This window comes from Mycobacterium sp. 1465703.0 (assembly GCF_001672975.1).
In the GTDB taxonomy this organism is placed as follows: Bacteria; Actinomycetota; Actinomycetes; order Mycobacteriales; family Mycobacteriaceae; genus Mycobacterium.
The window spans coordinates 61,606-81,308 of the sequence record NZ_LZKU01000238.1; the positions used below are offsets into that span (position 1 = coordinate 61,606).

Annotated in this window: 23 protein-coding genes; 19 read left to right on the forward strand and 4 right to left on the reverse strand. The window is 66.9% G+C overall.

Annotation, left to right across the window (positions count from 1 at the left end; genetic code table 11):
* Nucleotides 1-19: 19 nt before the first annotated feature.
* Complete coding sequence (locus tag A5625_RS22485) at nucleotides 20-1,207, forward strand: NAD(P)/FAD-dependent oxidoreductase (RefSeq protein WP_066999239.1); 1,188 nt, start codon at nucleotides 20-22, stop codon at nucleotides 1,205-1,207.
* Between the two features lie 22 nt (nucleotides 1,208-1,229).
* Here the strand turns inward: A5625_RS22485 and A5625_RS22490 are convergent, their stop codons facing one another.
* Entirely contained in the window at nucleotides 1,230-2,057 is an 828-nt protein-coding gene (locus tag A5625_RS22490; protein WP_066999242.1) for an inositol monophosphatase family protein, read from the reverse strand.
* 491 nt (nucleotides 2,058-2,548) lie between these two features.
* Here A5625_RS22490 and A5625_RS22495 point away from each other — a divergent pair, with 491 nt between their 5' ends.
* Nucleotides 2,549-3,409 (forward strand): aldo/keto reductase, encoded by an 861-nt coding sequence (locus A5625_RS22495; protein WP_082984510.1) that lies wholly within the window; start codon nucleotides 2,549-2,551, stop codon nucleotides 3,407-3,409.
* A 61-nt stretch (nucleotides 3,410-3,470) separates the two neighbouring features.
* On the opposite strand, the gene A5625_RS22500 is transcribed toward A5625_RS22495, so the two are convergent.
* Nucleotides 3,471-4,517, reverse strand: coding sequence for a DUF2332 domain-containing protein (locus tag A5625_RS22500; protein WP_066999245.1), 1,047 nt, complete (start codon nucleotides 4,515-4,517; stop codon nucleotides 3,471-3,473).
* Nucleotides 4,514-5,110 (reverse strand): mycofactocin system transcriptional regulator, encoded by a 597-nt coding sequence (gene mftR, locus A5625_RS22505; protein ID WP_197516192.1) that lies wholly within the window; start codon nucleotides 5,108-5,110, stop codon nucleotides 4,514-4,516. The genes A5625_RS22500 and mftR overlap by 4 nt, the downstream gene beginning before the upstream one ends.
* A gap of 99 nt (nucleotides 5,111-5,209) precedes the next feature.
* Here mftR and mftA point away from each other — a divergent pair, with 99 nt between their 5' ends.
* The 8 genes from mftA to A5625_RS29290 all read left to right on the forward strand — a co-directional run bounded on the left by mftA (nucleotide 5,210) and on the right by A5625_RS29290 (nucleotide 12,318).
* The gene (mftA, locus tag A5625_RS22510; RefSeq protein WP_066999247.1) at nucleotides 5,210-5,299 is read left to right on the forward strand and encodes a mycofactocin precursor MftA; all 90 of its coding nucleotides are present in this window, start codon (nucleotides 5,210-5,212) and stop codon (nucleotides 5,297-5,299) included.
* Entirely contained in the window at nucleotides 5,284-5,610 is a 327-nt protein-coding gene (gene mftB / locus A5625_RS22515) for a mycofactocin biosynthesis chaperone MftB (protein WP_197516188.1), read from the forward strand. The genes mftA and mftB overlap by 16 nt, the downstream gene beginning before the upstream one ends.
* Nucleotides 5,607-6,818 (forward strand): mycofactocin radical SAM maturase, encoded by a 1,212-nt coding sequence (mftC, locus tag A5625_RS22520; RefSeq protein WP_066999253.1) that lies wholly within the window; start codon nucleotides 5,607-5,609, stop codon nucleotides 6,816-6,818. Before mftB ends, mftC begins: the two co-directional genes overlap by 4 nt.
* Before the next feature lie 2 nt (nucleotides 6,819-6,820).
* Nucleotides 6,821-8,008 (forward strand): pre-mycofactocin synthase MftD, encoded by a 1,188-nt coding sequence (mftD, locus tag A5625_RS22525; protein WP_066999256.1) that lies wholly within the window; start codon nucleotides 6,821-6,823, stop codon nucleotides 8,006-8,008.
* A gap of 163 nt (nucleotides 8,009-8,171) precedes the next feature.
* Nucleotides 8,172-8,903 carry a mycofactocin biosynthesis peptidyl-dipeptidase MftE gene (mftE, locus tag A5625_RS22530; protein WP_066999259.1) on the forward strand — a complete coding sequence of 244 codons (732 nt, stop codon included), beginning with the start codon at nucleotides 8,172-8,174 and terminating at the stop codon, nucleotides 8,901-8,903.
* Nucleotides 8,900-10,312 carry a mycofactocin biosynthesis glycosyltransferase MftF gene (gene mftF / locus A5625_RS22535; RefSeq protein ID WP_066999262.1) on the forward strand — a complete coding sequence of 471 codons (1,413 nt, stop codon included), beginning with the start codon at nucleotides 8,900-8,902 and terminating at the stop codon, nucleotides 10,310-10,312. Before mftE ends, mftF begins: the two co-directional genes overlap by 4 nt.
* Nucleotides 10,313-10,320: 8 nt before the next feature.
* The gene (gene mftG / locus A5625_RS22540; RefSeq protein WP_066999265.1) at nucleotides 10,321-11,760 is read left to right on the forward strand and encodes a mycofactocin system GMC family oxidoreductase MftG; all 1,440 of its coding nucleotides are present in this window, start codon (nucleotides 10,321-10,323) and stop codon (nucleotides 11,758-11,760) included.
* A gap of 162 nt (nucleotides 11,761-11,922) precedes the next feature.
* Entirely contained in the window at nucleotides 11,923-12,318 is a 396-nt protein-coding gene (locus A5625_RS29290; RefSeq protein ID WP_156748464.1) for a hypothetical protein, read from the forward strand.
* Between the two features lie 82 nt (nucleotides 12,319-12,400).
* Here the strand turns inward: A5625_RS29290 and A5625_RS22550 are convergent, their stop codons facing one another.
* A complete protein-coding gene (locus tag A5625_RS22550) occupies nucleotides 12,401-14,035 on the reverse strand; it encodes an MFS transporter (RefSeq protein ID WP_066999271.1) in 1,635 nt (544 codons plus the stop codon).
* 144 nt (nucleotides 14,036-14,179) lie between these two features.
* On the opposite strand from A5625_RS22550, the gene A5625_RS22555 reads away from it, so the two are divergent.
* The 9 genes from A5625_RS22555 (at nucleotide 14,180) to rpsC (ending at nucleotide 19,701) form a co-directional block, all read left to right on the forward strand.
* Nucleotides 14,180-14,779 carry a TetR/AcrR family transcriptional regulator gene (locus tag A5625_RS22555; protein WP_197516193.1) on the forward strand — a complete coding sequence of 200 codons (600 nt, stop codon included), beginning with the start codon at nucleotides 14,180-14,182 and terminating at the stop codon, nucleotides 14,777-14,779.
* A 428-nt stretch (nucleotides 14,780-15,207) separates the two neighbouring features.
* On the forward strand, nucleotides 15,208-15,513 hold the full coding sequence (gene rpsJ, locus A5625_RS22560; RefSeq protein ID WP_003873519.1) for a 30S ribosomal protein S10: 306 nt from the start codon (nucleotides 15,208-15,210) through the stop codon (nucleotides 15,511-15,513).
* 13 nt (nucleotides 15,514-15,526) lie between these two features.
* The gene (rplC, locus tag A5625_RS22565) at nucleotides 15,527-16,180 is read left to right on the forward strand and encodes a 50S ribosomal protein L3 (RefSeq protein ID WP_066999277.1); all 654 of its coding nucleotides are present in this window, start codon (nucleotides 15,527-15,529) and stop codon (nucleotides 16,178-16,180) included.
* Entirely contained in the window at nucleotides 16,180-16,848 is a 669-nt protein-coding gene (rplD, locus tag A5625_RS22570) for a 50S ribosomal protein L4 (protein ID WP_066999280.1), read from the forward strand. Before rplC ends, rplD begins: the two co-directional genes overlap by 1 nt.
* On the forward strand, nucleotides 16,849-17,151 hold the full coding sequence (gene rplW / locus A5625_RS22575) for a 50S ribosomal protein L23 (protein WP_066999283.1): 303 nt from the start codon (nucleotides 16,849-16,851) through the stop codon (nucleotides 17,149-17,151). It begins immediately after the preceding gene.
* A 27-nt stretch (nucleotides 17,152-17,178) separates the two neighbouring features.
* On the forward strand, nucleotides 17,179-18,021 hold the full coding sequence (gene rplB, locus A5625_RS22580) for a 50S ribosomal protein L2 (RefSeq protein WP_066999286.1): 843 nt from the start codon (nucleotides 17,179-17,181) through the stop codon (nucleotides 18,019-18,021).
* Nucleotides 18,022-18,038: 17 nt separating this feature from the next.
* Nucleotides 18,039-18,320 carry a 30S ribosomal protein S19 gene (rpsS, locus tag A5625_RS22585; protein ID WP_007773585.1) on the forward strand — a complete coding sequence of 94 codons (282 nt, stop codon included), beginning with the start codon at nucleotides 18,039-18,041 and terminating at the stop codon, nucleotides 18,318-18,320.
* The gene (gene rplV, locus A5625_RS22590; RefSeq protein WP_066999289.1) at nucleotides 18,317-18,871 is read left to right on the forward strand and encodes a 50S ribosomal protein L22; all 555 of its coding nucleotides are present in this window, start codon (nucleotides 18,317-18,319) and stop codon (nucleotides 18,869-18,871) included. Before rpsS ends, rplV begins: the two co-directional genes overlap by 4 nt.
* Nucleotides 18,871-19,701, forward strand: a complete 831-nt coding sequence (gene rpsC, locus A5625_RS22595) for a 30S ribosomal protein S3 (RefSeq protein ID WP_066999292.1) — start codon at nucleotides 18,871-18,873, stop codon at nucleotides 19,699-19,701. The genes rplV and rpsC overlap by 1 nt, the downstream gene beginning before the upstream one ends.
* The last annotated feature ends 2 nt before the right edge of the window (nucleotides 19,702-19,703 follow it).

Below are 19,703 nucleotides of genomic sequence, written 5' to 3' on the forward strand. Positions count from 1 at the left end.
ATCGTGCTAAGAACACCACGTGAGTAGTGACGCAACCGCCAGCAACGGAATCGTGATCGTCGGCGGCGGATTGGCCGCCGCCCGCACCGCCGAGCAGCTACGCCGCTCGGAGTATTCCGGACCCATCACGATCGTCAGCGACGAGGTGCACCTGCCCTATGACCGCCCGCCGCTGTCCAAAGAGGTGCTGCGCAAAGAGGTCGACGACACCGCACTGAAACCACGTGAGTGGTACGACGAGAACGACATCACGCTGCGGCTGGGGTCGGCCGCGCGGAGCCTGGACACCGCGGCACAGACCGTGACCCTCGACGACGGGACGACGCTCGGCTACGACGAACTCGTCATCGCCACCGGCCTGGTGCCCCGGCGCATCCCGGCGATCCCCGATCTGGAGGGCATTCGCGTACTGCGGTCGGTCGACGAAAGCATGGCGCTGCGCGAGCATGCGTCCTCGGCCCAGCGCGCCGTCGTCATCGGCGCCGGCTTCATCGGCTGCGAGGTGGCGGCCAGCCTACGCAGCCTGGGCGTGGACGTGGTGCTGGTGGAGCCGCAGCCGACCCCGCTGGCCGCGGTGCTCGGTCAGCAGATCGGCGAGCTGGTGGCCCGGTTGCACCGGGCCGAAGGTGTCGACGTTCGTCTCGGCGTCGGCGTGTCAGAGGTGCGCGGTGACACACAGGTCGAGGCGGTGGTGCTGAGCGACGGCACCGAACTGCCCGCCGACATCGTGGTCGTCGGCATCGGGTCGCGCCCGGCCACCGAATGGCTCGAGGGCAGCGGAGTCCAGGTCGACAACGGCGTCATCTGCGATGAGGCCGGACGCACCAGCGCGCCGAACGTGTGGGCGCTCGGTGACGTCGCGTCCTGGCGCGATGCGACGGGACATCAAGGGCGCGTGGAACATTGGAGCAACGTCGCCGATCAGGCCCGCGTCGTCGTGCCCGCGTTGCTGGGCCGGGAGGTGCCGTCGGTGGTGGTGGTGCCGTACTTCTGGAGCGACCAGTACGACGTCAAGATCCAGTGCCTCGGTGAGCCGGAGGCCGACGACGTCGTGCATGTCGTCGAAGACGACGGCCGCAAGTTCCTGGCCTACTACGAGCGGGACGGGGCCCTGGTCGGCGTGGTCGGCGGCGGGATGCCCGGCAAGGTGATGAAGGTCCGCGCCAAGATCGCCGCGGCGGTGCCGATCGCCGAAATACTGGGCTGAGGCGTCTTTTTCGGCCCGGCACTCAGGCGTTGGCGGCCGCGTACCGATCGCCGGAGAACTCGATGTTGCGGATCACCGTGGCGAGCTGATCGGCGATACCGGGCGCGGTGACGATCGTCGACGCGGATTTATAAGTGTGCGGGTTGCCCTGCGCGTCGGTGAGCTGCGCTCCTGCTTCGCGGGCGATGAGTGTCCCCGCGGCGGTGTCCCACGGCTTGTTGGACATCATCACGCAGGCGTCCAGGGCGCCTTCGGCTACGAACGCGAGGTCAAGGGTTGCTGCTCCGATCATCCGGATCCGCTCGACGCGGGGCACCAACTCGGTGGTGATCGCCAGCCGGTGCGCATTGAGGCTGCCGGCGTCGTGGCCGACGGCGTAGTCGCCGAGCGACACGATGGCACCGCTGAGGCTGTCGGTGGCGCTGGCGGCGATCCGCTGCCCGTTCATGAACGCGCCTTTGCCTTCGATGGCGTGGTAGGTCTTGGCGAGCAGGGGAGCGTGGGTGACGGCCACCACCGTGCGCCCTGCGTGCAGCAGAGCCAGTGATACCGCACACAGCGGAAGGCCGTGTACGAAGTTGGATGTCCCGTCGATGGGATCGAGTACCCACAGCCAGTCGGAAGTCTCGATGTCGGGCTGGTGCTCGGACTCTTCGGCCAGCAGCGCGATGTCGTGGGTGCTCTGAGCGAGATAGTCGGCGATGTCGCGCTGAATCGACAGATCAACGTCGGTTACCGTGTCGCGGTCACCCTTGTGCTGCACCGAGCTCGGTTGCGATTTCTTGAGCGTGGTGGCACCGATCTGCGTTGCTTGCCAAGCGATTTCGAAAAGCTCTTGTATTGTCCTCATTGGGCCTGTTTGCCTCGCTTCCGGTGTTAGCGTGCGTTCGGCGCTTTTCGAGCATAAGGGATCAGCGATTTCACGTCGCGCGCACCCCGGCGCAACGAAAACACTTAGACAATCAAGTCTTTCGTGCCAACCACCCGAGGCCCTGTAGTTTCCATTCGAATTGCCCTGGTACCACAGGCCATTTCGATCGTGATACACCTCACTCAAACACAGATGTAGCCGGGGTCACACAATTGCCAGTGTTCCCAGCGCCAAACGCATTGTGCTGGAAAAGCGTAGCGGTGAAGTGCGGTGAATTTTGCTGCCCCGACATCGATCGCCGCGTTCTGTGCAGCGCGTGCCGGGCTCCGTTACTGTCTGCAACGAACGGTGTTGGGGGACCTCATACAACGCAGTGGGTTGGCTGCACTGCCCGGCTCGACGGCCGCCGCTGAATCACCGTTCTTATCCAGAAATCCCAGTAATCCAAATTGCAGGTAGGTGATTGGCAAGTGACAGTGATTGATGAGAAGTACAGCTCGGCCAGCGCGATTCCGACCGTCGCTCTCAACGACGAGGCGAAGATGCCTGTACTTGGCCTGGGGGTAGCCAAGTTGTCCGATGAGGAGACGGAAAGCTCGGTACTCGCGGCGCTGGAGGCCGGCTGCCGCCTCATCGACACCGCTGCCTCTTACGGAAACGAAGAAGCCGTCGGGCGCGCGATCGCCGCCTCGGGCATCGCCCGTGAGGAATTGTTCGTCGCCACCAAACTGGGCACCTCGAAGCAGGGCTTCCACACCGCCCAAGAGTCGTGCAAGCAGAGCCTGGACCGCCTCGGGCTGGATTACCTCGACCTCTACCTGATCCACTGGCCGGCGCCGAAGCTGGGCAAGTACGCGGAGAGCTTCGAGGGCATGAAGGTGGTCCGCGATGAAGGGCACGTCCGCTCGATCGGCGTCTGCAACTTCACCGAGGAACTGCTGGCGAACGTCATCGAGGAAACATCCGAAGTGCCCGCCGTGAACCAGGTTGAGCTGCACCCGCGCCTCAACCAGGCCGAGCTACGCCAGGCGCACGCCCAGCACGATGTGACGACACAGTCCTACAGCCCACTGGGCGTCGGCCGGCTGATCGAGGAACCGGTTGTCACGTCGATCGCCGCCGAATACGGTCGCACACCGGCGCAGGTGCTGGTCCGGTGGAACCTGCAGTTGGACAACGTCGTCGTCTCGCGCTCGTCCAAGCCCGAGCGCGTCGCGCAGAACCTGGACGTGTTCGACTTCACCCTCGACCCCGAGCACATGGAGGCCATCGAAGGATTGCATGACGGCACCCGGGTGCTGCACGATCCGATGACCTTCATGGGGACCTAGTAAGTGCAACCTGAGCGTGGCCGAATTGCCGGAATTAGTCCGGCAATTCGGCTGCGTCACGCTATTGCCAGTCGACCGGCGGCCCGTGCGGATGGCATTCGCCGAGAGTCTGCAGGTCGCCGCCGGGCCAGCTGCGCGCCCGCACCAGGAACTTGATCGGTGCGCCCGGCCCGTCGCGTGCGGGCTCCATCGTCAGGTGGGCGAACGGTGAGCTGGCGTCGGCTCGCCTGGCCAGCGCGTCCAGCTGAGCGCGCACCGCGCTGCGTTCGTCGGCGGACAAATACTGCCAGGTGATCGAGTGCCACAGCACGGTCAGCGCGCCGCCGGCCAGGGTCAGGCCGGCGACCGCGTCGGCCGCCGACCGCCGCTCGAGTGTGGCCGGCACCCGCCGGGCAACCTCGATGGCGCCCCGCAGCCGCGCCAGCCGGGCCTCCTGGTCGGGCCAGACGTAACTCAGCACAGTCGTTTCCCCCTCGCTGCCGCCGACGTCGATGGGTGCGATGTCATAGCCCTGACGCGCCGCGATCCGCAGTTCGCGCCGGGGCGGCACCGCGCCACGCCACGCGTCGTCGATGGTCACCGGTGAGTCGGCCGCTCCCCACTCGCCGCCGGCGAAGCGGTAGCGATAGTGATCGGCCCGCAGGTTCAGTCCCGCGCTCGATCCGATCTCGAAAAGCCTTATCGGCAAGCCGAACTCGTGATTGATGTGCAGCAACCCGCCGATCAGCGCGGCCGATCGGCCGACCTCGTTGGTCTGCGGCGGATGACTCAGCGACGCGCGCAGCGCGTCAACGTGAGCGGCCGCGGTGTCCAGAATTTCCGGCCAGGCGGATCCGGCATCCCACACGCCCCCGGTGCTGGGGTAGAAGCGGCGCAGCCGTGCCGCCCGGCCGTCGAGCACCAACCGGTGCAGCCCGCCCAGCAACCGCAGCGGCACCGCGTCGCGTGAGGGGGTGTCTTCGCGCCCGGACAGCACCCTCGCAAAGACCCCGCCGGCCTCGACGTCGCCGGCGACCAACTCGAACAGCTCGCCATACATCGGCGAACCCGACGCGGCACAGAACCTGCCCTGCGACCGCAGCGTGTGCAGCAGGTGCTCGGCCGTCACCCGTCCAGCCTGTTCAGTCCGGCGCCGACCGCGTCGAAGGCATTGCCCAGGGCAACCGGCAACGGGACCGATTCATCGCTCAGCCAGTGTTCGTAGGCCGACAATGCCACCCCGAGCATCGTCCAGGCGACGGTCTGGGGCAGCAGATCGGCCGTCTTGCAGTCCAGGCGGCGTGCCACGAATCCGGCGATTACCTCGCGCCAGCCGGCATACATCGTCATCGAATAGGCTTGCAGCTCAGCGGTTTGCAGAATCACCCGCATGCGCTGGCGATGCCGGGCCGTTTCCGACTCGTCAAAGGTGTTGAACGCCAACAGTGCAGCGCGCAGCGCATCGCCCAGGCGCACATCCGGCTCGACGTTGTCCAGCAGATCGCGCAGGTGCGCAAGATGATTGTCGAAGTCGCCCCAGGGGATGGCGTTCTTTGACGCGTAGTACCGAAACAGGGTCCGGCGCGAGATGCCGGCGGCCTGGGCGACATCGTCGACGCTGACCTCGGCGAAACCACGGGCGCTGAACATGTCGATGGCGACGTCAGTGATGTGGTGCGGGGTGGTCGACCGGCGCCTACCCACCCGCGACTGCGGCATCATCTGACCCCGCCCTTCCATTTCGGCACTCGATGCCATATTCTGGCGGCGAGTGTGACTCAGATCCCATCGTTGTCAAGACCAGACGAAAGGCAAGGCCCCGTGGACCACGAGATCGAAACCGACCCCCAACTCGTCACCGAGACCCTGGTCGAAGAGGTGTCCATCGACGGCATGTGCGGGGTCTACTGACCGTGCCTGCCCCCGCGCGGGATCGGGCGGCGACCTCGTTCGATCCCGACCGCGGCTGGCGACTGCACCCGCAGGTGGCGGTTCGGCCGGAACCGTTCGGCGCGCTGCTCTACCACTTCGGCACCCGCAAGCTGTCGTTCCTGAAGAACCGCACCATCCTCACCGTCGTGCAGTCGCTGGCCGACCATCCCGACATCCGCTCCGCGTGCCGCGCGGCGGGCGTGGATGACGCCGGGCAGCCGCCGTATCTGCATGCGCTGGGTGTGCTCGTCGATTCCAACATGCTGGTACCCCGGGAGGACAACCAATGACCGCACCGTCGCAGGCGCCCGTGCCGCGGCTGATCGAGCAGTTCGAGCACGGGCTCGATGCACCCATCTGCCTCACCTGGGAGCTGACGTACGCCTGCAACCTGGCCTGTGTGCACTGCCTGTCATCGTCGGGCAAGCGGGATCCGCGCGAACTGTCCACTCGTCAATGCATGGACATCATCGATGAGCTGGAACGCATGCAGGTGTTCTACGTCAACATCGGCGGCGGGGAACCCACTGTGCGCCCGGACTTTTGGGAATTGGTCGACTACGCCACCGAACACCACGTCGGGGTGAAGTTCTCCACCAACGGCGTGCGCATCACCCCCGAGGTCGCCGCGCGACTGGCGGCCAGCGACTACGTCGATGTCCAGATCTCGCTGGACGGCGCCACCGCCGAGGTCAACGATGCCGTGCGCGGGCCCGGGTCGTTCGACATGGCGGTACGGGCGCTGGAAAATCTGGCCAACGCCGGGTTCTCCGACGCCAAGATCTCCGTGGTCGTCACCCGGCACAACGTCGACCAACTCGACGAATTCGCCGCGCTGGCAAGCCGTTACGGCGCCACCCTGCGGATCACCCGGCTGCGCCCGTCCGGACGCGGCGCCGACGTCTGGGAAGAGCTGCACCCAACCGCCGATCAACAGGTCCAGCTCTACGACTGGTTGGTCGCCAAGGGCGATCGGGTGCTCACCGGCGACTCCTTCTTCCACCTGGCCCCGCTCGGCCAGTCCGGTGCCCTGGCCGGCCTCAACATGTGCGGCGCGGGCCGCGTGGTGTGCCTGATCGACCCGGTCGGCGACGTTTACGCCTGCCCATTCGCCATCCACGATCGCTTCCTAGCCGGAAACGTGGTGTCCGACAATGGTTTTGACAACGTCTGGAAGAACGCGCCGCTGTTCCGCGAGCTGCGTGAGCCCCAGTCGGCGGGTGCCTGCGGCAGCTGCGGGCACTACGACAGCTGCCGGGGCGGATGCATGGCCGCGAAATTCTTCACCGGGCTGCCGCTGGACGGGCCGGACCCCGAATGCGTTCAGGGCCACAGTGCGACCGCCCTGGCGCACGACCGTGAGACGCCGCGCCCGCGAGCCGATCATTCCCGCGGCAAGCGCCTGCGCCAGCCGGTGCCACTGACGCTGTCGCTGCGACCGCCGACGGTCACGCCGGCGGCGCCGCCGGCCCGCATGTGTAACGAAAGCCCGGTGTGACAATGGCCGACGCATGGTTTGAAACCGTTGCCATCGCGCAACAACGCGCGAAGCGCCGGTTGCCGAAATCCGTTTACTCGGCACTGATTGCGGCGAGCGAAAAGGGAATCACCGTCTCCGACAACGTCGAAGCATTCGGTGAACTCGGTTTCGCTCCCCATGTCGTCGGTGCGCCGGAAAAGCGTGATTTATCGACGACCGTTATGGGACAAGACATTTCCATGCCGGTAGTGATTTCGCCAACCGGTGTCCAGGCAGTCGATCCAGACGGCGAGGTCGCGGTCGCCCGCGCCGCGGCGGCCCGGGGAACCGCGATGGGCCTGTCCTCTTTCGCCAGCAAGCCGATCGAGGACGTCATCGCCGTCAACCCCAAGGTGTTCTTCCAGGTGTACTGGCTGGGCGGCCGCGACGCGATCGCCGAGCGGGTCGAGCGGGCCCGTCAGGCCGGCGCGGTCGGTCTGATTGTCACCACCGACTGGTCGTTCTCGCACGGGCGGGACTGGGGCAGCCCCAAGATCCCCGAGGAGATGAACCTGCGGACCATCCTGCGGTTGTCCCCGGAGGCGGTCTTCAAGCCCCGCTGGCTGTGGAAGTTCGGCAAGACCATGCGGCCACCGGAGCTCAGGGTGCCCAATCAGGGCCGCCGCGGCGAGCCCGGGCCGCCGTTCTTCGCGGCCTACGGGGAGTGGATGGGCACGCCGCCGCCGACCTGGGAGGACATCGCCTGGCTGCGCGAACTGTGGGGCGGGCCGTTCATGCTCAAGGGCGTGATGCGCGTCGATGACGCGAAAAGGGCAGTGGATGCCGGGGTTTCGGCGATTTCGGTGTCGAACCACGGCGGCAACAATCTGGACGGCACGCCGGCTTCGATTCGCGCGCTGCCCGCGGTGGCAGCCGCCGTCGGCGATCAGATCGAGGTGCTACTCGACGGTGGCATCCGCCGCGGCAGCGACGTCGTGAAGGCCGTGGCGCTGGGAGCGCGCGCGGTGATGATCGGCCGGGCCTACCTGTGGGGGCTGGCAGCGGCCGGGCAGCCGGGCGTGGAGAACGTCCTCGACATCTTGCGCGGCGGCATCGACTCGGCACTGATGGGTCTGGGGCTGTCCTCGGTGCACGATCTCGGGCCGGGCGACATACTGGTGCCGCCGGGTTTCGTCCGGGCGCTGGGCGTGCCCTCAGCCGGTGCATAGCAAAAGCCGGACTATTCGGGGCGGATTTATCTGAATAAAGTGACGCCCGCGCAAATCGTGATACGGGCGGGGTAACCGTGACGGACGAGCCCATAATGAGAACGCCCAGTGAACGACCTAGAAAAAAAGTTTTTTTCAAGCTTCAACAATTGGTGCACGCCAGGTGAATTCGGCCTACCATCACCGAGTGCCCGTACTCGGCGAATTAGGAACCGCGACGTCGAGCCAGCTATCGAGCAAGACCGCGTCGGTAATGGTTCCGCTGGGATCGACCGAACAACACGGTCCGCACCTGCCGCTGGATACCGACACCCGGATCGCGACGGCGGTCGCCGGCCGCGTGTTGACGCGTCTCGGGCCCGAGTGGCTGGTGGCGCCGGCCATCGCCTACGGCGCCAGCGGCGAGCACCAGAGCTTCGCCGGAACGATCTCGCTGGGCACCGAGGCGTTGACGCTGCTGCTGGTCGAGTACGGCAGGTCAGCGGCCGGATGGGCGCAGCGCATCGTCTTCGTCAACGGCCACGGCGGCAATGTCGCGGCATTGACCGGCGCGGTGGCCCGGCTGCGCGCCGAGGGCCGCGACGTCGGCTGGTGCCCCTGCCTGACCGCCGGTGGTGACGCCCACGCCGGCCATACCGAAACATCGGTGTTGCTACATATCTCGCCGGGCGACGTCCGCACCGATCGGTGGGTGGCCGGGAATCGCGCGCCGCTGCCCGAGTTGCTCGGGTCGATGCGCCGTGGCGGAGTCGCGGCGGTCAGCCCGGTCGGCGTACTGGGCGACCCGACCACCGCCACCGCGGCCGAGGGCGAGCGGATCTTCACCGAGATGGTCGACGGCTGTGTCCGCCGCGTCCTGCGGTGGCGGCCCGCACCCGACGGGATGCTGACATGAACGCGCCCCGGCTGCCGAATGGGTTCGCCGTTCAGGTCGATCGCCGCGTGCGGGTGCTCGGCGATGGCTCGGCGTTGCTCGGCGGTTCGCCGACCCGACTGTTGAAGTTGGCTCCCGCCGCACAGGACATGCTCTCCGATGGCCGCCTCAAGGTGCGCGACGACATCAGTGCTCAACTCGCCCGCACCCTGCTGGACGCCACGGTGGCGCATCCGCGGCCGGCGGGTGGCCCGTCGCACCACGACGTCACGGTGGTAATTCCAGTGCGGGACAACCTTTGTGGCGTGCGACGCTTGGTCAGTTCACTGCGTGGACTACGTGTCGTCGTGGTGGACGACGGCTCGTTCCCCCCGATCGAGCCGGACGACTTCGTCGGCGCGCACTGCGACATCGAGGTGTTGCGCCACCACCGCAGCCGGGGACCGGCGGCGGCCCGCAACACCGGGCTGCGGGTTTGCCGGACGGACTTCGTCGCGTTCCTGGACTCCGACGTGGCGCCCCGCCGGGGCTGGCTGGAAGCCCTGCTCGGGCACTTCTGCGACCCCACCGTCGGGCTGGTCGCGCCCCGCATCGTCGGCCTGTCGCACAACGAGAACGTGGTGGCGCGCTATGAGGCGGTGCACTCCTCGCTCGACCTCGGTGAGCGCGAAGCGCCGGTGCTGCCACACAGCACGGTGTCCTACGTGCCCAGCGCGGCGATCATCTGCCGATGCTCGGCGATCCGGGATGTCGGCGGGTTCGACGAGACCCTGCAGTCCGGCGAGGACGTCGACCTGTGCTGGCGGCTGATCGAGGCGGGCGCCCGGCTGCGCTACGAGCCGATCGCGCTGGTCGCCCACGATCACCGCACCGAGTTGCGGGATTGGCTTGCGCGGAAAGCGTTTTACGGCGGCTCGGCGGCTCCGCTGTCGGTACGCCACCCCGACAAGACGGCACCGGTGGTGATTTCCGGCTGGGCGCTGATGACGTGGATTCTGATGGCATTCGGGTCCACCGTGTCTCGGCTGGTGTCCATCGTCATCGCCGTCCTGACCGGTCGACGGATCGCGCGGGCGATACGCAGCGCCGAGACGTCGATGAGCGATGTCGCGCTGATTGCGGGCCGCGGCCTGTGGTCGGCGGCGCTGCAGCTGGCGTCGGCGCTGTGTCGGCACTACTGGCCGCTGGCGTTGGTTGCCGCGACCATGTCGCGTCATTTCAGACGGGTGGTGTTGGTCGCGGCGGTCATGGACGGCGTGGTCGACTGGCTACGCCGCCGCGACGCCATCGGTGACGACGTCGAACCGATCGGGCTGCCGACCTACCTGTTGCTCAAGCGCGTCGACGACCTGGCGTATGGGCTCGGCTTGTGGTGGGGTGTGCTACGGGAGCGCAACGTGCGCGCCCTGAAGCCCCAGATCCGGAGTTAAACACCACCTTGACCGCAGCCGCCTCGCACAGCGATGTGCTGATCGTCGGCGCTGGCAGTGCTGGATCGGTTGTTGCGGAACGGCTTTCTGCCGACCCGCAGTGCACGGTGACCATTCTGGAGGCGGGACCGGCGCTCGACGATCCGGGACTGCTCGCCCAAACCGCCAACGGCCTGCAATTGCCGATAGGCGTGGGCAGTCCACTGGTCCGGCGTTATCAGACCCATCTCACGGATCAGCCCGCCCGCCAGCATCCCATCGTGCGGGGGGCGACGGTCGGCGGATCGGGCGCGATCAACGGCGGCTACTTCTGTCGCGGGCTGCCGCGCGATTTTGACCGCATCGCCGTACCGGGCTGGGCATGGTCCGACGTGCTGGACAGCTACCGTGATATCGAGACCGACCTGGACTTCGGCGGTCCGGCGCACGGCGACACCGGTCCCATCCTGGTGCGCCGGACTCACGAAATGACCGGAACCACTGAACGTTTCATCGGTGCCGCGGCACGTGCCGGATTCGGCTGGATCGACGATCTCAATGACGGCGCGCCAGAACAGGTTTCGGGAATCGGTGCCGTCCCACTCAACATCGTCGACGGGGTGCGGCACGGCTCCGGTGCGGGGTTTCTGATCCCGGCGCTGCACCGGCCGAACTTGACTTTGCAGGCGCGCACCCAGGCCACCGGGTTGCGCTTCTCCGGCACCGCCGCGGCGGGTGTCGACGCGATCGGCCCGGACGGTCTGACGACGTTTACCGCCGATCGAATCGTGTTGTGCTCCGGCGCGATTGAAACAGCGCACCTGCTCATGCTGTCAGGCATCGGCGAGGAGGAGATGCTGGCCGCCGCCGGCGTGCCGGTGGTGGTGCCACTGCCGGTGGGGGCGTCGTTCAGCGATCATGCCGAATGGGTGCTGCCCACCAACTGGACGGTGGCGCCCGGACGGCCGGTGCTCGAGGTGGTGCTCAGCACCGCCGACGATCTCGAGATCAGGCCGTATACGGGCGGATTCGTGGCGATGACCGGTGACGGCACCGCCGGGCACGCCGACTGGCCACACATCGGGGTGGCGCTGATGAAACCACGCGCACGCGGGCGCATGACGCTGGTCTCGGCCGACCCCGATGTGGCGCCCCGAATTGAGCACCGCTACGACAGCGAGCCCGACGACGTCGCGGCGCTGCGCCGGGGCAGTGAGTTGGCCCGCGAATTGGCCGGTGGCACAACCGATGCCACTGCAGCCGTGTGGTCCACGTCGCAACATCTTTGCGGCACAGCACCGATGGGGGTCGATGGCGACTCCCGAGCCGTCGTGGACCCGCGGTGCCGGGTCCACGGCATCGACAACCTGTGGGTGATCGACGGCTCGATTCTGCCCGCGATCACCGGCCGCGGTCCGCACGCCACCATCGTGATGATCGGTCACCGGGCCGCGCAGTTCGTTCGGTGAACGCGGACAGTGGGCGGGCCGCCACGCGGTACCCGAAAGCATCGGCCCCCGCAGCGGCCCGCCCGAAGAGACGGCGAACATCATGCGGTCCACGTAGACGGCCACGACAAGTGGCTGGGCGCGCGCAGCTGTGCGTCGCGCGAACAATGCGTCGCAATATTCGTGGGCGGCACGATCGCCATCTCATTCTTCGATAGCCCGTGCTTGTCTTCTCTGAGTTACCTCCTTTCGTCGCTCCGCGAAAGACATTGGCAATACGGAGGTGACCGCTGCCGGGCCCATACCAAGGAGACCGGCCATCGGCTGCCGGTGGCACGCGGGCGCGTCGAGTACCGGGCGCGCGCCGCAGTGGTGCAGACCAGGGTGGTCGTGCGGCGCGGGCCTGGCCGCGCCGCGGGCAACTCGCAGTCGGGGTATCGAACCGGCATGCTCGGTCGCCGCAGGCGCATCCATTCGGCCTCCACGATCGCCGCCGCCTCACTGATCGCCGCGCATGCCGGCTCGACCACGCTCGTAACGCCCATCAACACCACATCCACCTCGCGCGTACAGAGATGACTTGTATCTGTCGATATACATCCCTGATACCAGAATCGGCGGGCGGTTGCAAGACATTCGCGACGACGTCAAGCAAGTTGAATCAGCTGTCGGACAACAGCATTGGTTTTGATCGAAGTGGCGGATCAGAGCGACGTGACAGCATCCGCCGTACCGGGCCCAGCTGGCGGCCGGCGCGGCCGGGCGCCCACACTCCGATCGCCACCGCGGCGACGGCAACGATGGCGGCCATCGTGATGGTGGAAGCGTGCAGGGCCGCCAGGAAGGCGGATTTACTGATGTCGGCCAACTGCCGCCCCTGCGGGCCGAGCCGCCCGGCGATCTCGACCGCCTTGGCCAGTGAGTCGGTGGCCTGGTCGCGCACCGGAGCGGGAAAGCCGGCCAGCCTGGGCGCAAGCTCGTGGGAGTAGCGGCCGGCCAGGATCGAACCGGCGACAGCAATACCCAGCGCACCGCCCATTTCGCGCGACGTGTCGTTGACCGCCGAGGCGACACCCTGCTTTTCGTCAGGTACCGCACCCATGATCGCCGAAGTCGTAGGCGCGGTGCAGATTCCGATTCCGGTGGCCAGAATCAGGGTGGGCCAGGCGAATTCGAGGTACGACGAGTGCAGATTCAACCAGTACATGCACCCGAATCCGATGGCCATCAGCGACGTGCCGACGAACAACACCAGCCGCAGACCCAGCTTCGGCACATACCAGAACGACAGCGCCGAGAAGATGCCCAACGGCACCATGAACGGTCCGAAGGCGGTCGCCGTCGCCAGCGGTGAGTAGCCCATGATCTGCTGCACGTATTGCATGCCGATGTAGAAGAAACCGAAGGTGGCGCCGAACAGGATGACGATCGCGGCCACTCCGGTGGCGAAATTCGGGTCGGCGAACAACCGGACGTCCAGCAGGGGTTGCCTTCCCCGCAGTGCCAGGCGCAATTCGAGGACGCCGAACACCGCCGCGATGACGGTGCCGACCACCAGACCACCCCACACCAGCGGGTCACTCCATCCGCGCCCGGGTGCTTCCAGGATCGCGGCCACGGCGATGGCGACGGCCGCACCGATCAGCACCGCGCCCAGTGCATCGACCCGGGGGGCGCCCGCGTCCCGAGACGATGCGACGGTGCAGGCCAGCGTGAAAATCAGTAGCCCGGCGATACCCAATGACCAGAAGATCGCATGCCAGTCCCAAAACCGAAGCAGCAGGCCAGAACCCAACATGCCCAGCACGCCCCCGGAACCGGCCGTACCGGCCCAGATGCCAACGGCCTTGGTACGGTCGTTTTTTGGATAGGCCACCGTCAGCAGTGACAGCGTGGCGGGCATGACGAACGCGGCGCCAACGCCGGCTACCGCCCGGCCCGCGATGAGCTGAGACGGATTGTGCAACAGCGCGGGGGCCATCGAACCGATCGAAAAGACCAGCAACCCGGTTAACAGCGCACCGCGCCGGCCGTAGCGGTCACCGATCGCGCCGGCCGGTAACAGCAGACAGGCCAGGGCCACGGTGTAGCCGTCGACGATCCAGTTCAGTTGGGATGCGGTGGCCGAGGTGGCTACCGCCAGGTCGCCGAGGGCGGTGTTCAGCGCGGTCATGGACGCCACGACCAGGGCTACGCCCATGCACGCAACAGCAAGTGTCCAGTTTCGTGCCCGGAAGCTATCCCCGATGGCGATACCGTCAGTACGCTGGTCAGGCCGGACGAGGGTTTCGACCATGCGATGCGCCTCCTCGAGCGTTGCGGAGTTTCGAGACCAATAGTCTTGTAGGTAGACCAATGGTCTCGTGCTCAAACAGGGAGGTGGATCACAATCAGCACCCAGACTTCCGATCCGCGCCCCGCGAGGTCTCGCGCGAGGCTGCTGGAAGCAGCCGTAACGTTGCTGCGCTCCGGAGGGCCCAGCGCGGTGACGGTCGACGCGGTCACCCGCACCGCCAACGTCGCCAGAGCAACCCTGTATCGCCATTTCCCGAGCGGAAACGATCTCCTGGCGGCGGCTTTCAACAGCCTGATACCGGTGTCCCCGACCCCGCCGGCCGAGGGTTCGCTGCGCGACCGCCTGGTCGCGGTGGTGCTGGCCCAGGCCGAAGCCGTGGCCCAGGCCCCCACCATGATGACCGCGATGTCCTGGCTCGCGCTGGGACGCGACCTGGAAGGCCTGCCCGAGCCCCGGCACAGCCACAATGCCGACAGCGCGGCGATCACCACCCTGCGCGAGCGCATCGCCCAGCAATACGCCGAGCCCTTCGACGCAATATTCGACAGCCCGGAGGCCGCCGAGCTGGGGGAGGTGGACCGGTCCCGGGCGATCGCCCTGCTCATCGGCCCCCTGGTGCTGGGCCGCCTGTCCACCCTGCCCGATTTCGACTACCACCAGTGCGCGCTGGCGGCCGTCGACGGCTTCCTCCATGTGCAGTCCGGCCGGGCTGGCGCGGCGGGTATCGAGTCGACAGGAGCCTGAGGCTCCGGCGCTCGCTCCCTCGATAGCTCTGACCAGCGTATTTACTTCCCGGTGCTACCGTCCCTCAGACGGATGCGGTGGTTGCGGCCCGAGATCCGGGCTGAATTTTGCTCGGGCCACGATCTGAGGCATACTGTTCAGGTTGCCTTGAGCCGGGTTTGCGCCTGGTCGGGCATACGACCAGCGTCCAAACGGGCGCGTCCGGTCCCATCCTTTGAGAGCGACGAATTTCGATCGCGGATGAGGCTGCGTGAGGGTGACACGCCCGACCGCGGGGGCCGGTGGACCACGACAGGTAAACAGCGGCGCAATATCCGGCGCAACGCTCGATCGGCCAAAAGTTGGCCGGCCCGATCGGCGCGCCGGTGGCACTGAGGACTATGTGAGCCCGGATACCGGGCCCCAACAGGAGTGAGGGTAGGAGAAGCGTGGCGGGACAGAAGATCCGCATCAGGCTTAAGGCCTACGACCATGAGGCTATTGACGCGTCGGCGCGCAAGATCGTCGAGACCGTCGTCCGCACGGGTGCCAGTGTTGTAGGTCCGGTGCCGCTGCCGACTGAGAAGAACGTGTATTGCGTCATCCGCTCGCCGCACAAGTACAAGGACTCGCGGGAGCACTTCGAGATGCGTACGCACAAGCGGCTGATCGACATCCTCGACCCGACGCCGAAGACCGTCGACGCGCTGATGCGCATCGACCTTCCGGCCAGTGTCGACGTCAACATCCAGTAGGAGATCCAGACTCATGGCAAGAAAAGGCATTCTGGGTACCAAGCTGGGCATGACGCAGGTGTTCGACGAGAACAACAGGATCGTGCCGGTGACGGTCGTCAAGGCCGGCCCGAACGTGGTGACCCGGATCCGTACCCCCGAGCGCGACGGCTACAGCGCCGTGCAGTTGGCCTACGGCGAGATCAGTCCCCGCAAGGTCAACAAGCCGGTGACCGGTCAGTACACCGCCGCGGGCGTGAACCCGCGCCGGTTCCTGGCCGAGTTGCGGCTGGAGAACCCCGAGGCGGCCGCCGAATACGAAGTCGGACAGGAGCTGACGGCGGAGATCTTCGCCGATGGTGGCTACGTCGACGTCACCGGCACCTCCAAGGGCAAGGGCTTCGCCGGCACCATGAAGCGCCACGGCTTCCGCGGTCAGGGCGCCAGTCACGGTGCCCAGGCGGTGCACCGTCGCCCGGGTTCCATCGGCGGCTGCGCCACCCCCGCTCGGGTGTTCAAGGGCACCCGGATGGCGGGCCGGATGGGTAGCGATCGGGTGACCGTCCAGAACCTGTTGGTGCACAAGGTCGATACCGAGAACGGCGTGCTGCTGATCAAGGGTGCGGTCCCCGGCCGCACCGGTGGGCTCGTGGTGGTCCGCAGCGCGGTCAAACGAGGTGAGAAGTGATGGCAGAAGGCTCCAAGACGCTCAAGATTGACGTCAAGACGCCGGGCGGCAACGTCGAGGGCTCGATCGAGCTGCCGGCCGAATTGTTCGATGCTCCGGCCAATATCGCGCTGATGCACCAGGTCGTCACCGCGCAGCGGGCGGCGGCGCGTCAGGGCACGGCCTCGACCAAGACCCGAGGCGACGTCAGCGGCGGTGGCCGTAAGCCCTACCGGCAGAAGGGAACCGGCCGGGCCCGTCAGGGTTCGACGCGCGCCCCGCAGTTCACCGGCGGTGGCGTCGTGCACGGCCCCAAGCCCCGCGACTACAGCCAGCGCACACCCAAGAAGATGATCGCCGCCGCGTTGCGCGGCGCATTGTCGGACCGGGCGCGCAACGGCCGCATCCACGCGATCACCGAGCTGGTGTCGGGTCAGACGCCGTCCACCAAGAACGCCAAGGCGTTCCTGGGCACGCTGACCGACCGCAAGCAGGTGTTGGTGGTGATCGGCCGCAGCGACGAGGCCGGCGCCAAGAGCGTGCGCAACCTTCCCGGTGTGCACCTCCTCACGCCCGACCAGCTCAACACCTACGACGTGCTGCGCTCCGACGACGTGGTGTTCAGCGTGGAGGCGCTCAACGCCTACATCGGAGCCAATACGGCTAGCACCGAGGAGGTAACGGCGTAGATGGCGACCATCACTGACCCCCGCGACATCATTCTGGGACCGGTCATCTCGGAGAAGTCCTATTCGCTGCTCGACGACAACGTGTACACGTTTGTGGTGCACCCCGATTCGAACAAGACGCAGATCAAGATCGCTATCGAGAAGATCTTCTCCGTCAAGGTCGCATCGGTGAACACCGCGAACCGGCCGGGTAAGCGCAAGCGCACCAGGACCGGCTTCGGCAAGCGCAAGAGCACCAAGCGGGCCATCGTCACGCTGGCGCCGGGTAGCAAGCCGATCGATCTGTTCGGGGCACCGGCGTAGTCGCCGCGAGAGGAAACCTGATTAGACATGGCAATTCGTAAGTACAAGCCGACCAGCCCGGGCCGTCGCGGCTCGAGCGTGTCCGATTTCTCCGAGGTCACTCGTTCGACCCCGGAGAAGTCGCTGGTGCGCCCGCTGCACGGCCGCGGTGGGCGAAACGCCCACGGCCGCATCACCACCCGCCACAAGGGTGGTGGCCACAAGCGCGCCTACCGGGTGATCGACTTCCGTCGCAACGACAAAGACGGCGTGAACGCCAAGGTCGCGCACATCGAGTACGACCCCAACCGGACCGCCAACATCGCGTTGCTGCATTTCCTGGACGGCGAGAAGCGCTACATCATTGCGCCGCAGGGACTCTCGCAGGGCGACGTGGTGGAATGCGGACCCAACGCGGACATCAAGCCCGGCAACAACCTGCCGTTGCGCAACATCCCGGCCGGTACCGTGATTCACGCCGTGGAGTTGCGGCCGGGCGGTGGCGCCAAGCTGGCGCGCTCGGCCGGGTCGAGCATCCAGTTGCTCGGTAAAGAGGGCACGTACGCGTCGCTGCGTATGCCCAGCGGTGAGATCCGCCGCGTCGACGTGCGCTGCCGCGCCACGGTCGGCGAGGTCGGCAACGCCGAGCAAGCGAACATCAACTGGGGTAAGGCCGGCCGGATGCGGTGGAAGGGCAAGCGCCCTTCGGTCCGTGGTGTGGTGATGAACCCGGTGGACCACCCGCACGGTGGTGGTGAGGGTAAGACCTCCGGTGGTCGCCACCCGGTGAGCCCGTGGGGCAAGCCCGAGGGCCGCACCCGTCACCCGAATAAAGCCAGTAACAAGCTCATTGTCCGACGCCGGCGCACCGGCAAGAAGCACGGTCGCTAGGAAGTCAGGAGTAGCACATGCCACGCAGCCTGAAGAAGGGCCCGTTCGTCGATGGCCACCTGCTCAAGAAGGTGGACACGCAGAACGAGAAGAACACCAAACAGGTGATCAAGACATGGTCGCGGCGTTCGACGATCATTCCTGACTTCATCGGCCACACCTTTGCCGTCCACGACGGACGCAAGCACGTCCCGGTGTTCGTCACCGAGGCGATGGTCGGCCACAAGCTTGGTGAATTCGCGCCTACCCGCACCTTCAAGGGACACATCAAGGACGACCGGAAGGCCAAACGGCGATGACCACAACTGAATTCCCATCGGCGGTGGCCAAAGCACGGTTCGTGCGGGTGTCGCCGAGAAAGGCGCGCCGGGTGATCGACCTGGTGCGCGGCCGCTCGGTGGCCGACGCACTGGACATCTTGCGCTGGGCGCCGCAGGCCGCCAGTGAGCCGGTGGCCAAGGTGATCGCCAGTGCCGCGGCCAACGCGCAGAACAACAATGGGCTCGACCCGGCGACCCTGGTGGTCGCCACCGTCTACGCCGACGAGGGTCCGACGGCCAAGCGCATCCGTCCGCGCGCCCAGGGCCGCGCGTTCCGGATCCGCAAGCGCACCAGCCACATCACCGTTGTGGTGGAGAGCAGGCCGAGCAAGGACCAGGGGTCGGCGAAGTCGACCCGGGCCCGTCGCGCCGAGGCCAGCAAGGCCGCCGCGAAGGCGCCCGCCAAGAAAGCACCGGCCAACAAGGCACCCGCCAAGAAGGCCGCAGCCAAGGCGCCCGCGAAGAAGGCCGCAACGAAAGCCGAAGCCAAGACGTCTGAGACCTCTGACGCGAAGGGAGGCTCAGACTAGTGGGCCAGAAGATCAATCCGCACGGCTTCCGGCTGGGGATCACCACCGACTGGAAGTCACGTTGGTATGCCGACAAGCAGTATTCGGACTACGTGAAGGAAGACGTCGCGATCCGGCGGCTGCTCTCCACCGGCCTGGAGCGGGCCGGGATCGCCGACGTGGAGATCGAGCGCACCCGCGACCGCGTCCGGGTGGATATCCACACCGCGCGTCCCGGCATCGTCATCGGCCGTCGTGGTACCGAGGCCGACCGGATCCGCGCCGACCTGGAGAAGCTGACCGGCAAGCAGGTGCAGCTCAACATCCTCGAGGTGAGAAACCCGGAGTCGCAAGCACAATTGGTGGCCCAGGGCGTCGCCGAGCAGCTGAGCAACCGCGTGGCGTTCCGCCGTGCGATGCGTAAGGCCATCCAGTCGGCGATGCGTCAGCCCAACGTCAAGGGCATCCGGGTGCAGTGCTCGGGCCGTCTCGGCGGCGCCGAGATGAGCCGCTCGGAGTTCTACCGCGAGGGCCGGGTGCCGCTGCACACGCTGCGCGCCGACATCGACTACGGCCTCTACGAGGCCAAGACCACCTTCGGCCGGATCGGCGTGAAGGTGTGGATCTACAAGGGTGACGTCGTCGGTGGGAAGCGCGAATTGGCCGCTGCTGCTCCGGCGGGTGCCGAGCGTTCGCGCCGCGAGCGTCCGTCGGGTACCCGTCCGCGCCGCAGTGGCGCGTCGGGCACCACGGCCACCAGCACCGAAGCCGGCCGCGCGGCCGCAAGTGCCGAGGAAGGCGCCGCGGCCCCGGCCGCACCCGCTGCAGAACCACAAAGCACGGAGAGCTGAAT

Bases quoted from the DNA above. Each gene is read 5' to 3' on its own strand.
- rpsS (WP_007773585.1), top strand. From the start codon at position 18,039: ATGCCACGCAGCCTGAAGAAGGGCCCGTTCGTCGATGGCCACCTGCTC.
- rplD (WP_066999280.1), top strand. From the start codon at position 16,180: ATGGCAGAAGGCTCCAAGACGCTCAAGATTGACGTCAAGACGCCGGGC.
- mftC (WP_066999253.1), top strand. From the start codon at position 5,607: ATGACCGCACCGTCGCAGGCGCCCGTGCCGCGGCTGATCGAGCAGTTC.
- A5625_RS22550 (WP_066999271.1), bottom strand. From the start codon at position 14,035: ATGGTCGAAACCCTCGTCCGGCCTGACCAGCGTACTGACGGTATCGCC.
- rplV (WP_066999289.1), top strand. From the start codon at position 18,317: ATGACCACAACTGAATTCCCATCGGCGGTGGCCAAAGCACGGTTCGTG.
- rplW (WP_066999283.1), top strand. From the start codon at position 16,849: ATGGCGACCATCACTGACCCCCGCGACATCATTCTGGGACCGGTCATC.
- rplB (WP_066999286.1), top strand. From the start codon at position 17,179: ATGGCAATTCGTAAGTACAAGCCGACCAGCCCGGGCCGTCGCGGCTCG.
- mftF (WP_066999262.1), top strand. From the start codon at position 8,900: ATGAACGCGCCCCGGCTGCCGAATGGGTTCGCCGTTCAGGTCGATCGC.
- rplC (WP_066999277.1), top strand. From the start codon at position 15,527: ATGGCAAGAAAAGGCATTCTGGGTACCAAGCTGGGCATGACGCAGGTG.
- A5625_RS22490 (WP_066999242.1), bottom strand. From the start codon at position 2,057: ATGAGGACAATACAAGAGCTTTTCGAAATCGCTTGGCAAGCAACGCAG.
- mftD (WP_066999256.1), top strand. From the start codon at position 6,821: ATGGCCGACGCATGGTTTGAAACCGTTGCCATCGCGCAACAACGCGCG.
- mftR (WP_197516192.1), bottom strand. From the start codon at position 5,110: ATGATGCCGCAGTCGCGGGTGGGTAGGCGCCGGTCGACCACCCCGCAC.